Origin of the sequence: Paraburkholderia sp. SECH2, assembly GCF_030464795.1 — a bacterium.
Lineage (GTDB): Bacteria > Pseudomonadota > Gammaproteobacteria > Burkholderiales > Burkholderiaceae > Paraburkholderia > Paraburkholderia aspalathi.
Genome location: NZ_JALPRH010000005.1, coordinates 228,915 through 243,994, shown reverse-complemented (window position 1 = coordinate 243,994; position 15,080 = coordinate 228,915). Strand labels below are relative to the sequence as shown.

14 protein-coding genes are annotated in these 15,080 nt (G+C 62.7%); 9 read left to right on the top strand and 5 right to left on the bottom strand.

Translation table 11 applies throughout. The features are described from left to right. Positions 1-88 precede the first annotated feature (88 nt). Genes M0D66_RS12175 through M0D66_RS12155 form a run of 5 tightly spaced genes read left to right on the top strand, consistent with a single transcriptional unit; the run spans position 89 to position 6,250 of the window. Complete coding sequence (locus M0D66_RS12175; RefSeq protein ID WP_211706947.1) at positions 89-1,780, top strand: AMP-binding protein; 1,692 nt, start codon at positions 89-91, stop codon at positions 1,778-1,780. 59 nt (positions 1,781-1,839) lie between these two features. After that, positions 1,840-3,357, top strand: coding sequence for a CoA-acylating methylmalonate-semialdehyde dehydrogenase (locus M0D66_RS12170; RefSeq protein WP_211706946.1), 1,518 nt, complete (start codon positions 1,840-1,842; stop codon positions 3,355-3,357). Positions 3,358-3,384: 27 nt separating this feature from the next. Continuing rightward, positions 3,385-4,287 carry a 3-hydroxyisobutyrate dehydrogenase gene (gene mmsB / locus M0D66_RS12165; protein WP_211706945.1) on the top strand — a complete coding sequence of 301 codons (903 nt, stop codon included), beginning with the start codon at positions 3,385-3,387 and terminating at the stop codon, positions 4,285-4,287. Next, entirely contained in the window at positions 4,287-5,105 is an 819-nt protein-coding gene (locus tag M0D66_RS12160) for an enoyl-CoA hydratase (protein WP_211706944.1), read from the top strand. The genes mmsB and M0D66_RS12160 overlap by 1 nt, the downstream gene beginning before the upstream one ends. Beyond that, positions 5,102-6,250 carry an enoyl-CoA hydratase/isomerase family protein gene (locus M0D66_RS12155; protein ID WP_211706943.1) on the top strand — a complete coding sequence of 383 codons (1,149 nt, stop codon included), beginning with the start codon at positions 5,102-5,104 and terminating at the stop codon, positions 6,248-6,250. Before M0D66_RS12160 ends, M0D66_RS12155 begins: the two co-directional genes overlap by 4 nt. Before the next feature lie 51 nt (positions 6,251-6,301). On the opposite strand, the gene M0D66_RS12150 is transcribed toward M0D66_RS12155, so the two are convergent. The 3 genes from M0D66_RS12150 to M0D66_RS12140 form a co-directional block, all read right to left on the bottom strand. Further along, positions 6,302-7,558: an MFS transporter gene (locus M0D66_RS12150; protein WP_211706942.1), complete on the bottom strand. Its 1,257-nt coding sequence runs from the start codon at positions 7,556-7,558 to the stop codon at positions 6,302-6,304. Positions 7,559-7,635: 77 nt separating this feature from the next. Continuing rightward, positions 7,636-8,460: a siderophore-interacting protein gene (locus M0D66_RS12145; RefSeq protein WP_211706941.1), complete on the bottom strand. Its 825-nt coding sequence runs from the start codon at positions 8,458-8,460 to the stop codon at positions 7,636-7,638. A gap of 82 nt (positions 8,461-8,542) precedes the next feature. Next, a complete protein-coding gene (locus M0D66_RS12140) occupies positions 8,543-9,532 on the bottom strand; it encodes a PadR family transcriptional regulator (protein ID WP_211706940.1) in 990 nt (329 codons plus the stop codon). Between the two features lie 421 nt (positions 9,533-9,953). Between M0D66_RS12140 and M0D66_RS12135 the strand changes: the two genes are divergently transcribed. Beyond that, positions 9,954-10,256: a type II toxin-antitoxin system HigB family toxin gene (locus tag M0D66_RS12135; protein ID WP_093636155.1), complete on the top strand. Its 303-nt coding sequence runs from the start codon at positions 9,954-9,956 to the stop codon at positions 10,254-10,256. 5 nt (positions 10,257-10,261) lie between these two features. Beyond that, positions 10,262-10,624, top strand: a complete 363-nt coding sequence (locus M0D66_RS12130; RefSeq protein WP_093636157.1) for a type II toxin-antitoxin system HigA family antitoxin — start codon at positions 10,262-10,264, stop codon at positions 10,622-10,624. Between the two features lie 81 nt (positions 10,625-10,705). On the opposite strand, the gene M0D66_RS12125 is transcribed toward M0D66_RS12130, so the two are convergent. Continuing rightward, positions 10,706-11,620 (bottom strand): glutaminase, encoded by a 915-nt coding sequence (locus M0D66_RS12125; RefSeq protein ID WP_200654266.1) that lies wholly within the window; start codon positions 11,618-11,620, stop codon positions 10,706-10,708. A gap of 150 nt (positions 11,621-11,770) precedes the next feature. On the opposite strand from M0D66_RS12125, the gene M0D66_RS12120 reads away from it, so the two are divergent. Further along, on the top strand, positions 11,771-12,523 hold the full coding sequence (locus M0D66_RS12120; RefSeq protein WP_211700740.1) for an AraC family transcriptional regulator: 753 nt from the start codon (positions 11,771-11,773) through the stop codon (positions 12,521-12,523). Positions 12,524-12,564: 41 nt separating this feature from the next. Here the strand turns inward: M0D66_RS12120 and M0D66_RS12115 are convergent, their stop codons facing one another. Further along, positions 12,565-14,148 (bottom strand): DHA2 family efflux MFS transporter permease subunit, encoded by a 1,584-nt coding sequence (locus tag M0D66_RS12115; RefSeq protein ID WP_093635942.1) that lies wholly within the window; start codon positions 14,146-14,148, stop codon positions 12,565-12,567. 249 nt (positions 14,149-14,397) lie between these two features. Here M0D66_RS12115 and M0D66_RS12110 point away from each other — a divergent pair, with 249 nt between their 5' ends. Beyond that, the gene (locus M0D66_RS12110; RefSeq protein WP_211700741.1) at positions 14,398-15,057 is read left to right on the top strand and encodes an alpha/beta hydrolase; all 660 of its coding nucleotides are present in this window, start codon (positions 14,398-14,400) and stop codon (positions 15,055-15,057) included. The last annotated feature ends 23 nt before the right edge of the window (positions 15,058-15,080 follow it).

The following is a 15,080-nucleotide window of genomic DNA, read 5'->3' as shown; positions in this document are numbered from 1 at the left end:
TGAGCGCAAAATAGCCTGCCGGCAGGGCAAATGCACAGGCAAAAATCAGAGCGCATACCGCGCCACCAGCATGGAATTGGAGACGACGATGACTGCAGCGAAGGGCTTTCTCGAAGCGCGCGACCTGTTATTGCGCCATCGAACCGACTACGACCGCGCCTACCGCGAATTCGCGTGGCCGACGCCGGGCCAGTTCAACTGGGCGCTCGACTACTTCGACGTGATCGCGCGCGACAACGACAACCCGGCGCTGTGGATCGTCGACGATCCGGCCAGCGACGGCCTGCGCCTCTCCTACGCGCAGATGTCGGAGCGCTCGTCGCGCATGGCGAACTTCCTGCGCGGTCTCGGCGTGGGGCGCGGCGACCGCTTGCTGCTGATGCTGCCGAACCGCGTCGAACTCTGGGACGTGATGCTCGCCGCCATGAAGCTCGGCGCGATCGTGCTGCCGGCCACCACCCAGCTTTCCGCCGACGACGTGCGCGATCGCGTGCAGATCGGCGGCGCGCAGTTCGTGGTGGTCGATAGCGCGGAGCTCGCCAAGTTCGACGCACTCGACGTGCCGCTCACACGCATCTCGGTTGGCACGCCGCGCGACGGCTGGATCGATCTTGCCGCGGCCTATGACGCAGCGCCGCAATTCACGCCCGACGGCGTCACGCACGCCACCGATCCGGTGCTGCTGTACTTCACCTCGGGCACGACCTCCAAGCCGAAGTTGGTCGAGCATACGCATCAGAGCTACCCGATCGGCCATCTGTCGACGATGTATTGGATCGGCCTGCAACCGAACGACATCCATTGGAACATCAGTTCGCCGGGCTGGGCCAAGCACGCGTGGAGCTGCTTCTACGCGCCGTGGAATGCGCAGGCCTGCGTGTTCGTTTTCAACTTTCCGCGCTTCGTGCCGAAAGACACGCTCGACGTGCTGGTGCGTTTCAATGTCACCACGCTGTGCGCACCGCCTACTGTGTGGCGCATGCTCGTGCAGGAGCATCTCGCGGACTATCCGGTGAAGCTGCGCGAGATCGTCGGCGCGGGCGAGCCGTTGAATCCGGAGATCATTGAACGCGTCAAGCATGCGTGGGGCATCACGATACGCGACGGTTTCGGCCAGACCGAAACGACCTGCCAGATCGGCAACCCGCCGGGGCAACCGGTTGTGCCGGGTTCGATGGGCCGTCCGCTGCCGGGCTACAAAATCGAGCTCCTCGATGCGGACGATCAACCGGTCACCGAAGGGGAAATCTCGCTGCCTCTGGCCGAACGTCCGCTCGGTTTGATGACCGGCTACGCGAACAATGCCAACGCCACGGCGCAAGCCATGCGCAACGGGTTCTATCACACCTCCGACGTCGCGTTGCGCCGTGATGACGGCTACTATGTCTACGTCGGCCGCGCCGATGACGTTTTCAAATCCTCCGATTACCGGCTGAGTCCCTTCGAACTCGAAAGCGTGCTGATCGAACACGAAGCGATCGGCGAAGCCGCCGTGGTGCCGAGCGCCGATGCATTGCGTCTGGCGGTGCCCAAAGCGTTTGTCACCGTGCGCCAGGGCTATGAAGCGAGCCCCGAACTCGCGCGTGCGGTCTTCGCGTTCTCGCGCGAAAAACTCGCACCGTACAAGCGGATTCGCCGCCTGCAATTCAGCGAGCTGCCGAAAACCATCTCCGGCAAGATCCGCCGCGTCGAATTGCGGCGCCGCGAAATGGAGCGCGAAGCCGAACCCGCGCGCCTGCCGGGCGAGTATTGGGAAGAAGACTTCCCGGATCTGCGTTGATTATTTTTATTTCCAGTCACTGGCCGGCCGATACACGGCCACCGCACAGGAGTTTCAGCATGAGCGCAACTGCATCGAACAAGGTCGCCACCGTCAAGCTGCTGATCAACGGTGAATTCGTCGAATCCAAAACCACCGAATGGCGCGATATCGTCAACCCGGCCACGCAAGAGGTGCTCGCACGCGTGCCGTTCGCCACCGCCGATGAAGTGAACGAAGCGATCCGCTCCGCGCACACCGCGTTCAAGACATGGAAGGACACGCCGATCGGTGCGCGGATGCGCATCATGCTGAAGTTCCAGGCGCTGATTCGCGAGCATTCGCCGCGTATCGCCAAAACCTTGAGCGCCGAACAGGGCAAGACGATTCCCGACGCGGAAGGCGATATCTTCCGCGGACTCGAAGTGGTCGAGCATGCCTGCTCGATCGGCACCTTGCAGCAGGGTGAGTTCGCCGAGAACGTGGCGGGCGGCGTGGATACCTATACATTGCGTCAGCCGATCGGCGTATGCGCCGGCATCACGCCGTTCAATTTCCCCGCGATGATCCCGTTGTGGATGTTCCCGATGGCGATCGTCTGCGGCAATACGTTCGTGCTGAAGCCTTCGGAGCAGGACCCGATGTCGACGATGCAGCTGGTCGAACTGGCGCTCGAAGCTGGTGTGCCGAAGGGCGTGCTGAATGTCGTGCATGGCGGCAAGGACGTGGTCGACGCGCTCTGCACACACGATCTGGTGAAGGCGATTTCCTTCGTCGGCTCGACCACGGTGGGTACGCACGTTTATCGCCTCGGTAGCGAACACGGCAAACGCGTGCAATCGATGATGGGCGCAAAGAATCACGCGGTGGTGCTGCCCGACGCGAATCGTGAGCAGACCTTGAATGCGCTGGCCGGTGCAGGGTTCGGCGCAGCGGGACAGCGTTGCATGGCGACCTCGGTGGTCGTGCTGGTCGGCGCGGCGCAGCAATGGCTGCCCGATCTGGTCGCGAAGGCGAAGACGCTGAAGGTCAACGCGGGCAATGAGCCGGGCACGGACGTCGGCCCGGTCGTCTCACGCGCCGCGAAGCAGCGCATTCTCGGCCTGATCGAAACAGGCGTGAAAGAGGGCGCAACGCTGGCGCTCGATGGCCGCGATGTGAAGGTGCCGGGCTACGAGCAAGGCAACTTCATCGGCCCGACGGTCTTCACGGACGTCACCACGGAGATGGAAATCTACAAGCAGGAAATCTTCGGCCCGGTGCTGGTGGTACTGAATGCCGCGACGCTCGATGACGCGATCGCGCTCGTCAACAGCAATCCGTTCGGCAACGGCGTGGGTCTTTTCACGCAAAGCGGCGCGGCGGCGCGCAAGTTCCAGAGCGAGATCGATATCGGTCAGGTCGGTATCAACATTCCGATTCCGGTGCCCGTGCCGTTCTTCAGTTTCACCGGCTCACGCGGCTCGAAACTCGGCGACCTCGGGCCGTACGGTAAACAGGTTGTGCAGTTCTACACGCAGACCAAGACGGTTACCGCCCGCTGGTTCGACGACGACACCGTCAACGACGGCGTCAACACGACCATCAGCCTGCGCTGAGCCATTCAGTCTATTGGAGAGACGACCATGAAAATAGGCTTTATCGGACTCGGCAACATGGGCGCGCCGATGGCGCTCAACCTGCTGAAGGCGGGCCACGCGGTCAACGTATTCGATCTCAACGCGCAAGCGGTGCAGGCACTCGTCGATTCGGGCGCCAAAGCCGCAAGTTCGCCGAAGGCCGCGGTGACCGACGCCGAATGTGTAGTGACGATGCTGCCCGCGGCCACTCACGTGCGCAGCGTGCTGATCGCGGATGACGGTGTTTTCGCCGGCATCGCGGAAGGCGTGACGATCATCGATTCGAGCACCATCGATCCGGCGAGTGTGAAGGCGTTTGCCGAACTGGCCGAGCAACGCGGCAACACCTTCGTCGATGCACCCGTCTCGGGCGGCACCGGCGGTGCGGCGGCGGGCACCTTGACCTTCATGGTCGGCGGCAGCGCGGACGCGTATGAGCAGGTCAAGCCGGTGTTGTCGGCGATGGGCAAGAACATCGTGCATTGCGGCGACACCGGCACCGGTCAGGTCGCGAAGATCTGCAACAACCTCGTGCTCGGCATCACGATGGCGGGCGTGGCCGAAGCGATGTCGCTGGGCGAGGCGCTCGGCATCGACGCGAAAGTGCTGGGCGGCATCATCAATACTTCGACGGGCCGCTGCTGGAGCTCGGACACGTATAACCCGATGCCTGGCGTGATCGAAACCGCGCCGTCCACGCGCGGTTACACCGGCGGCTTCGGCACCGATCTGATGCTCAAGGACCTGGGCCTCGCCACCGACGCCGCGAAATTCGCGCGCCAACCGGTGTACCTCGGCGCTCTAGCCCAACAGCTTTATCAGACGATGAGCACGAAGGGCGCAGGCCGTCTGGACTTCTCGGCGGTGATCAAGCTCTATCGTAAGGACAGCAAGGACGGAGACGCGTAATGATCGAACTCGACTACGCACACGACGGCGCCGTCGCGCTGCTGACGCTCAAACGGCCGCCAGCGAACGCGTTCACGCCGGACGGTTTGCTGCTATTGCAGCAGACGGTGGAGCGTCTGAACGGCGAAGCGGGCGTGCGAGCCATCGTGATCACGGGCGACGGCCCGAAGTTCTTCAGCGCAGGCGCCGATCTGAATACGTTTGCTGACGGTAATCGCGAAGTCGCGCGCACGGCGGCGACTCGCTTCGGCGCGGCGTTCGAGACCCTGCAGAACGCGCGCCCGGTGGTGATCGCCGCGATCAACGGTTATGCGATGGGCGGTGGACTCGAATGTGCGCTGGCCTGCGATATCCGCATCGCCGAGCAACACGCGTTGATGGCTCTGCCGGAAACGGCAGTTGGCTTGCTGCCATGCGGCTGCGGCACGCAGACACTGCCGTGGCTGGTCGGTGAAGGCTGGGCCAAGCGGATGATTCTGACCGGCGAACGCGTCGACGCCGCGACCGCATTGCGTATCGGTCTCGTCGAAGAAGTGGTGGAAAAGGGCGCCGCGCGCGAGGCCGCGTTGACGATGGCGGCGCGTGTCGCGAGCCTCAGCCCGCAAGCCGTCAGCTTCAGCAAGACGCTGATTCACCAGGGCCGCAATGGCGTGCCGCGTGCGGCGGCGTTGGCGGTGGAGCGGGAACGCTTTGTCGATCTGTTCGACGGCGCCGATCAGCGCGAAGGCGTCAATGCGTTTCTCGAGAAGCGTGCGCCACGCTGGCAGGTGACGCAGGCTGAGCCGACGGCGAACGCCGGGCAGGAGACGCATCGATGAGCGCCTTGCAGAGCGTCGCGGTCGACACGGGCGTCGAAGCGGAGCGCGAGATTCTGTTTCGCGTGGTCAACCACGTGGCGATCATCACGCTGAACCGGCCGGCCGTGCTCAATGCGCTATCGCACGCGATGGTGCGCGAGCTTGCCATACTGGTCGAACATTGCCGTACCGACGACGGCATCGTTGCACTCGTGCTGAAAGGCGCGGGCACCAAGGGCTTTTGCGCCGGCGGCGACGTGCGCGAGGTGTACCGGCTCGCAAAGAATGGCGACAGCCGGTGGCTTGCGTTCTTCGTCGACGAGTACCGGCTCGACTACGCGTTGCACAAGTTTCCGAAGCCGGTAGTCGCCCTGCTCGACGGTATCTCGATGGGTGGCGGCATGGGGCTCGGTCAGGGCGCGCGGCTGCGCATCGTCACGGAACGCAGCAAGATTGCGATGCCGGAGACGCGCATCGGCTTCCTGCCCGACGTCGGTGCGACACGATTCCTGAGTGTGATGCCGGCGGAGGTCGAGTTGTATGTCGGGCTCACCGGCGTGACCTTATCCGGCGCCGATGCGTTGCGCCTGCAACTGGCGGATTTGTGCGTGCCGGCCGAGTGGCTTGGTACTTTCGAAGAGCGCCTGCAGCGCATGTCGCACGCGGGAGATTTGATGGCTGCATTGCGCGGCGTGTTCGAGCCGCCGTGCAACATCATTCCGCATGCTGCATTGGGGCCGTTTACGCAGTTGATTCTGCGGCATTTCGACCGGCGCTCGAGCATCGAGCGGATCGTCGCGACGTTGCGCCACGACCTGGAGCGCGAGCCTGCGCGTGAGGTGAAACAGTGGCTGCAGTCTGCTTACGACGCGATGGTTGGACACTCGCCCACGATGCTGTATGTCACGCGCGAGGCGCTCCTGCGCGGCCGGCAGATGACCTTGGCGGAGTGCTTCCGGATGGAACTGGGCATCGTCAAGCGGGTGATCGAAGAAGGAGATTTCTGCGAAGGCGTGAGGGCGCACTTGATCGACAAGGATCGCAAGAGCCGCTGGGCGCCGGCGACGCTTGCGGAAGTGCGCTCGGAACGCGTCCGGCATTTTCTGAGCTCGCCGTGGAAGCGGGAAACGCATCCGCTGGTTGGGTTGGGGGTTGAAGAAGGCTAAAGGCTGCGCGCGCCGACGCGGTGTTTCAGACTGCGTCGGCGCGCTTGAACGTCAACCTTCTCCTACGGTGTCGCCCCTGAATACACCTGTTGGCGGCACGGTGCTTTGCGCCCCCCGAACCCGGGAAACCCAAAGCACCCCGATTAACGCGACGGCAACTGCCACCCATCCGACGGTCCCATATCCTTCGATCTGTCCCGTGGGCGAACTGCTCAGCATCAAGCCGCCGATCCACGCGCCGCACCCCGTGCCCAATGCCTGCAGCGCGCTGTTGGCGCTAAGAAAAGCACCCCGGCGGGAAGGCTCCGGCACGGTCGTCAGCAGTGCCTGCATCGGCACCATCCGCCCGGACATCAGCACCATGAAAAACGGGAAAAACATCACCAGCGCGTAGAACGGCAGGTTCGGCAGATGGGTCACAAACAGGACGGGCAGAAACGAGAGTACTGCCGCAATCCGGAATACGAGCCGCGTGCCGAACCGGTCTGCCAGCCGGCCGACCCGGCGCGACGTGAAGAATGTTGCCGCGCCGCCGGCCATATACAACCACGACAATTGCGCGGGCGCCACGCCATGATTGGCGACCAGCACCGGTGAAATGAAGGGGATCACCAGCATGTGCGCGACCATCATCATGAAAGTCAGCGCAGACGCATTCATATGCCGCGGGTTGCTCAGCAGCCGCCACAAATCAGGCAGCACCTCGCCGAGCGCCGGCTGGCGACGACTCAAATGCTCCGCAAGCGATGGCACAAGTTGCCACCCCACAATCCAGACGGCCACCGACAACACCACCAGCAAATAGAACGGTGCTGCCCAGGTGAAGTGCGCGCCAAGCATCACCCCAGCCGGCACGCCGGCAATCGCGGCCAATGAAAAGGCGGTCATGATCGTGCCCGTCGCGGCGCCACGGCGCTGCACCGGGATCACGTCGCCGACAATCGCCATGATCACCGAGCCCAACACGCCCCCCGTGATGCCGGCAAACGCGCGCGCGACCAGCAGAAGGGGGAAGCTGCTTGCCAACGCGCACGCCAGGTTCGACAGCGCGAACAGTGCATACATCGTCAGCAACAGACGACGTCGATCGAAGCGGTCGATATAAGTCGCGGCGAATAGCCCCGACAGCCCCGAACACCACGAATACGCTGATACGGCCGTCGCAAACGCCGCCGGTGTGATGCTGAACGAGTGCATGATCTGCGGGCCGAGCGGCATCATCACCATGAAGTCCATGATGATGGTGAACTGCGTCAGCGCAAGCAGCCACAGCAAACGTCGCTCGTGCTTTGTGCTAATTGAATACATCGGTCAATTCCTTATTTTTGTTCGACGCACGCCGCTTGCTGAGCTCGCGCAGTTTATTGCGCGTACGCTGCAGAGAGTTAGTCGTCGAGCGATTCATGTACCGCTTCGGCGCCCTGTTTCCAGTAGCTGGCCGCGCGAATGCGCGACTTGTCGACGCCACGTTCCGTGCACAGGTGGTAGCGCACTGCACGCATCGTCGCGGATTCGCCGGCGGCCCATACGTAGCCTTCACCGTCTTCGGGCAGATAGATTTCGCGTACCGCTTGCAGCAGCGCCTCGCCGCGAAAGTCTGACTCGCTGCGATGGCGCCAGACGATGTGCAGTTCGGCCTTCGTTGCGAATTCGATCTGTGCCGACGGATCGGCCACTTCGATCACTGCCGCGACGCGTGTGCCTGCCGGCAACTCTTCCAGGCGGCGAGCAATCGCCGGCAGCGCCGTGTCGTCGCCGATCAGCAGATGCCAGTCGAAGCCCGTCGGTATCACCAGCGAGCCGCGCGGGCCGCCGATGCCGAGGTACTGGCCCACTTTGGCTTGCGCCGCCCACGTTGCAGCCGGGCCGGCCTCGTGCATGGCGAACTCGATGTCCAGTTCGCGCGCTTCGGCGTCGAAGCGGCGCGGCGTGAAATCGCGGGCAATCGGCCGCTGGCCCGCGGGAAACACGGGACCGTCAGGGCCGGCTTCCGGCAGCACGGGTTTGTCGGCGCCGGGTTCGGGGAAGAACACTTTGATGTGATCGTCGAACGAGGCGGAGACGAAGTCATGCAGATCCTTGCCCGTGAAGGTCACGCGAATCAGATGCGGGTTCAGCGCGTGGACCTTCTTGACCTGCAACAGACGGAACTTCAGCGGATGCCGCACGCGGTGGACGGCCAGATCGGCTCGGTTGTCATTTGTCAGCATAAGAGTGCCACTCCTGTCGGTTTGATTGGCATTCGAAAGCGCGCATGGGCGCCTCCGGACGCGGGTGTTGGATAGCGCGATCTCAAGCGCTCGGCTCGCTGCCTTGATCACCGCCCTGGTCGCTGCCAGGTTTGCCTTTGCCTTCGCCTTCGATTTCACGCGCCGCACGCATCAGAATCGCGGCGATGCGGCGCTGTTCGGCAGCCGGCACGTTGTCACGGCGCAGGAGCGCATGCTTCAGCGCGCGACGTGCTTCGCTTAGTTCGGGCAGCCAGCCGCCTTCGCTGATGTCGGCGGGCTCCTCGCCGGCAAACGCGCGGCGCACGGAATCCATCTTGCGGGCGATGTGCGACAGTTTGGCGAGCATCAATTCGACGCGGTCGCGGTTGGTGGCGAGGTACTCGCGGCCCGTTTCCGACAGTTCGTAACGCTTGCGATTGCCTTCGAGTTGCACGGTCACGTAGCCGAGTTCTTCCAGATACGTGAGCGCCGGATAGACCATGCCCGGGCTCGGACTGTAGAAGCCGTTCGAACGCGTTTCGAGCGCCTTGATCAGCTCGTAGCCGTGGCTCGGCTGCGCGTCGATCATCGAGAGCAGCAGCAATTGCAGATCGTCGGAGCTGAATTTGCGGCCGCGCGGAAAACCGTCGCCGTCGCCGCCGAAGCCGCCCGGGCCACCGCCGCCGAAGCGTCCGCCGCGACCGCCGCCGCCGCGATAGTCGTCATGGCGGCCGATTGCGTGCCACAGTGCGTGAAGCGAGAAGCGGTCGTAGCCTTGATGGCCGAAGCGGTGACCATGGCCGAAGCCGTCGCGGTCGCCGTGTTCATTGCGGCCGCCGTGGCGGCCATGGCCGCGCTCGTCGCTGTGGAACTCGTGCTGGCCGCCGCGGCTGCCACGGCCGCCATGACGGCGTTCGAAGTCTTCGCCACGTTGTTCACCGCCGCGCTCGCCGCGAAACTCGTAATGACGGGTGAACACATGCCAAAGTGCATGCAGTGACGGGCGGTCATGCCCTGCGAAGAAACCTTCGTCCGCGCCACGCGAACGGGAAAAACGGTGGTGATGACGCATGTTGGGTACTCCCATTTGTGTCTTAAGATGTGTCGTAAGATATATATCTAAAGATAGTTTGTCAAACTCATTTTTTGCACCGGTGGGGTTCGGATTAGGCTTTTCATGCCACCGAGTCACTAAACGGATGACATTCGTGCCCTCGTGAAATCAACGGGAAACGCTGGGAATCACGCTCAGAACGGCATTGGCCGTATTCAAGGAGCGATGAGGAGGTATGCAATTACCGGTGTGAGAGGGAAGGTGGGCGGCGCGGCGGCACGCGCGTTGTTGGACGCGGGACACGCAGTGCGTGCCGTCTTGCGCGACAAAAAGAAGGCGGCGAAGTGGGAGTAGAAAGCTGATTCCCTGGGAGGATCGTCAGGTCTGTATTTCAACGCGTCGGTTGCGGCAGTCCCAATTTGGGACTAAAATGTCTTGCATGCGAATCGTTGCCAAAAAAACCATTCTTTCCTTCATCGAAGGGCACGCTCAAGCCGGGCAATCTCTGTTGGCGTGGCACGCGGAAGCTTCTAAAGCGAACTGGAAAACGCCACAGGACATCAAGGATCAATATGGCTCGGCAAGTTTCATTGGGAAAAACAGAGTGGTGTTCAACATCAAGGGCAACGATTTTCGATTGATAGTCGCGATCGCGTATCGAATCGGTGTGGTCTATGTCCAATTCGTTGGCACTCACGCCGAGTATGACAAGATCGACGCTGAAACCGTGGAATTGGAGTAATGAACATGGATATTCGCCCCCTGCATACTGAGGACGATTACAAGGCCGCGCTCGCGACCGTATCCGAACTTGTCGATGCCGACCCGGCGCCTGGCACGCCGGATGGTGATCGCCTTGATATTCTGTCGATCCTGGTGGAGCGCTACGAAGCTGAAACCTTTCCACTGCAAAGTCCGGATCCTGTTGAGGCCATCAAATTCAGGATGGAGCAGGCCGGCTTGTCGGTCCCGGATATGCAGCCGTACATCGGTAACGCGAACCGGGTCTACGAGGTTTTGAACCGCAAGCGTGCCCTCAGCCTGACGATGATTCGCCGCCTTCACGCGGGATTGCACATTCCTGCTGATGTGCTGATCGGAGTGGCTTGACCGGCAGAGGAAAGGCGCCTCGCTGCGACCGACATCGACCGTCTGGATCGCATACGTCGCCGAAACGCCCTCTCAACAAAATCAAAAAATCGACCGCCCCGTAATCGTGGTCAGCAATTCCAGCGCCTTCGCACCGGCGAGTGAGTTGCCGTTCGCGTCGAGCCCGGGCGACCACACGCACACGGCCATCTCACCCGGTAGCACCGCGACGATGCCACCGCCCACGCCGCTCTTCGCCGGTAAGCCGACACGAAAGACGAAGTCGCCCGCAGCGTCGTAGGTGCCGCAGGTCAGCATCAGGGCCGACAAACGCTTGGTCGAACTGCTGTCGAGGATCCGTTCCCCGGTCGACGGCACAACGCCGCCATTACTTAGAAACAACGCAGCCTTCGCCAGCTCGACACAGCTCATCGAAATCGCACACTGCCGGCAATACGCTTCGACCACCGCGTGGACGGGCATGTCCATGTTGCCGAAGCTCGCGATGAAATGCGCCATCGCCTGGTTGCGATCTGCATGTTGAAGCTCTGACTGCGCGACGCGCGAATCGTAGTCGATCGTGATCTCGCCAGTCAGCCGCCGCATAAACTCCACCAGCGCGGTCTCGGCACGTACGAAGCGGCGGCACAGCACATCGGTGACAACCAGCGCCCCGGCGTTGATAAACGGGTTGCGCGGCTTGCCTTGCTCCGCTTCAAGCTGCACCAGCGAATTGAACGGCGTGCCCGACGGTTCGCGGCCGACGCGCAGCCACAGCTCGTCGCCGAGCAGCCGGAAAGCCATGGTGCAGGCGAACAACTTGGAGATACTCTGAATCGAGAAGCGCGTATCGGCCTGGCCGATGCGGAAGACTTCGCCGGACGGCGTGACGATCGCCATGCCAAAGCTGTCGGCCGGGACCTTTGCCAGTTCTGGAATGTAATCGGCGACCTTGCCGGTACCCAGATAAGGCTGAAGATCGCGTTGAATCTGTTCGAGTATGGATGCGTAGTTCATTGAGCTCGGACCGTTTGAAGCCGCGATTCTACTGGCAACCTGGCGCGAATTGTTCGTGCGGCGAGGCGCTGCCGGGTTCGAACGGCGTTTCGCGAAGGCTATGCTAGTCTTACTGTGTTTCTTACAGTAACCGGGTAAAACAGACATTTCATGACGCAAGCCTTCGATCCGGATGGCGTCGAGCGTCCGGTATTCGTGGTCGATGAGCGTTACAACGTGCTGGACGAACCGTGGCGCGCCTACCGCCGCGCGCGGCTGATCCACGTGAGCGCCGGCGTGCTGACCGTGCGCACCGAAACCGCCCGATGGGTCGTGCCGCCGGGGCACGCGCTCTGGCTGATGGCGAACGTGCAGCATTACCTGTCGGCTGCCGAGCCGGTGCAATTCCATTCGCTGTATGCCGATGCGGACGCCGCGCCGCTACCCGCGCAAGGCGTTGCCTTGGCGCTCGACCCTCTGGCGGAAGCTTTGCTGAGTGCCGCAGCCGATCTGCCGCACGACAAACCGCTCGACGAGCCGGCCGAGCGTCTTCTGCAAGTTTTACTGGACCGCCTGTCGGGGTTGCCCACAGCCCCTCTGGCGCTGCACTGGCCGCAAGATCCACGGATCCAGCGGATCGCCGAAGCGTTGAACGCCAACCCGGCGGAGCCGGCAGTGCTCGAGGACCTGGCCCGGGCTGCGGGCGTCACCGCTCGCACGGCGGCGCGCCTTTTCGTCAAGGAAACCGGGCAGACTTTCGGCCAGTGGCGGCAGCAACTGCGCTTGCTGGTTGCACTGGAGCATCTCGGCGCCGGAGAGAGCGTCACGCAGGTGGCGCTCGAGGTCGGCTACAACGACGTGTCGTCGTTTATCGCGGTGTTCCGCGATGCCTTCGGCGACACGCCCGCCCGCTATTTCCGTTGACTCCGCTGACTCCGTTGAGGCAGTGCCGAACAACACCGCGATCAGTGCGCGCCCGACGCAGCCGCTCCGCCGCCGCCCTTGGCCGGCTTCGTAATCCAGATCAGCGGAATGATCAAAATGAAAATGATCGCCGACACAAAGAAGATGTCGTTCAGGCCCATCATCGCGGCCTGAGTGTTCACCGTGAAATCGAACAGCGCGTGCGACGATTGCGTATTCAGATGGAGCAACGACTGGGTCGAATCGATCTGCTGGTTGAACAGCGGGTTGTTCACGGTAGCCTGCTCGGTCAGCCTTGCATGGTGCAGCACCGTGCGGTTGTTCCACTCGTTGCCGGCGATCGAGGTCCCCACCGCGCCGCAAAACACCCGTGCGAAATTCGACAGGCCGGCGGCCGCCGGAATCTTGTTCGGCGGCTGACCGGACAGAATGATCGCCGTCAGCGGCACGAAGAACAGCGCCATCGGAATGCCTTGCAGCAACGTGGGGAGTACGAGGTGCCACGTGTCGATTTCGATCACGTACTTCGAGCGCATATAAAACACGATCGCAAAGCCGATAAATGCGAGCGTGGCGATGATGCGCGCATCCGAGCGCGGCAGCACCCGGCCCATTACCGGCGCGAGCAGCACGGCGAAGATGCCGAGCGGCGCGGTGACGAGACCCGCATCCACGGAGCGGTAGTTCAGATACTCCTGCATCCATTGCGGAAGCAGCACCAGGTTGCCGAAGAACACGCCGTACGCCACCGAAATCGCAATCGTGCCGCCGAGAAAATTGCGCTGCTGGAACAGCCGTAAATCGACGATCGGGTTTTCCTCAGTCAATTCCCACACGAGGAAGAACGCGAAGCTGATCACCGCGGTGATGCCCAGAATCACGATCACCGGCGACGAAAACCAGTCGAGGTCCTTGCCCTTGTCGAGCATGATCTGCAGCGACGCGACCCACGTAACCAGCAGGCCGAGCCCGACCACGTCGATGGGCGGCTTGCGGGTTGCCGACTCACGGGTGCGATAGATCATCCACGTCACGCCGGCCGCGAAAATGCCGACCGGAATGTTGATGTAGAAGATCCACGACCAACTGTAGCTATCCGTGATCCAGCCGCCGAGCGCGGGGCCGGCAATCGGGCCGACGGTGGCGGTCATGGCCCATAGCGCGAGTGCAGTCGACGATTTCTCCTTGGGATAGGAGCCGAGCAGAATCGCTTGCGACAGTGGAATCAGGGGGCCGGCCACCGCGCCCTGGAACACCCGGGCGACCAGCAGGATCGGCAGCGTAGGCGCAATGCCGCACAACCACGAAGCCAGCACGAACATCAGAATCGCGCCGACAAACAGCTTGACCTGGCCAATGCGTTGCGTGAGCCAGCCGGTTAGCGGAATCGAGACCGCATTGGCCGCGGCGAACACCGTGATGACCCATGTGCCTTCATCGACCGATACACCGAGGTTGCCCGAAATGGTGGGAATCGCGACGTTCGCAATGGACGTGTCGAGCACGTTCATGAAGGTTGCGAGCGCAACGGCGATGGTCGCCAGAACCAGTTTGCCGCCTTGCAGAGGCGGCGGTGCAGGTGGTGCAGGCGGGGCAGCGGCGGGCGGGGAAGAGGGCTGGCTCAAACGATTCTCCGGATGACGATGCGACGGACGTTCTGCACGGCGTTCTATTCACCACCCGGCAATGAGCCGGGCGGTCCATCGAATGCTCGCAAAAAAGCATACCTGTATTCGCGTTTGGGCGTCGTCGAGCCATGCAGATCGGGCGACAGAACCGAATCCGGCAGCGTATGCTCCCGCCTGAGGCCGCATGGAGCGACACCACGCGCGGTGAAATCTAAAGTACAGCGGGAACAGAGAGAGGAATTGAATATGGCTTGGGAGCAATTCGAACACGGCTGGCGGCGCGCGCCGGCGATAACGCCGGCCAAGGCCCTCGTGGTGCTGATGCACGGCGTAGGCAGCAATGCGCGCGATCTGATGCCGCTCGCGGACATCTGGAGCGAGAGCCTGCCGGATGTGGCGTTTGTCTCGCTCGACGGTACTGACGCTTTCGACGGCGGCTTTGGCGGGCGCCAATGGTTCAGCCTGCGCGATGTCAACGAGGGCAATCGCGAGGCGCGTGTGGCCGCCGCCTATCCGGCATTGCGGCACATGCTCGAGGCGGAACTGGCGAACTGGCAGCTTTCTTTCGATCGCCTTGCATTGGTCGGTTTCTCGCAAGGCTCGATCATGGCGATGCATCACGTGGCGACCAGTGCGGAAGGCGCTGCTGCCGTCGTCGCGTATTCGGGGCGGCTCGCCTCGGTGATCGTCGCGCAGAACGGTACGCCGCTCACGCTCGTGCACGGCGAAGACGACGAAGTGATCCCGGTTGAGGAACTGGAATACGCCGCGGATGCTTTCAGCAACACCGGCTACACGGTCGATGCCTACGCCTTGCCCGGCATCGGCCACACGATCAACGCGGACGGCGTCGAACTCGGCAAACAGGCGCTGGAGCATGCGCTCGGCACTGTGTCGCGCGACTGACACGGTCCCAATTGAAAAGTGGC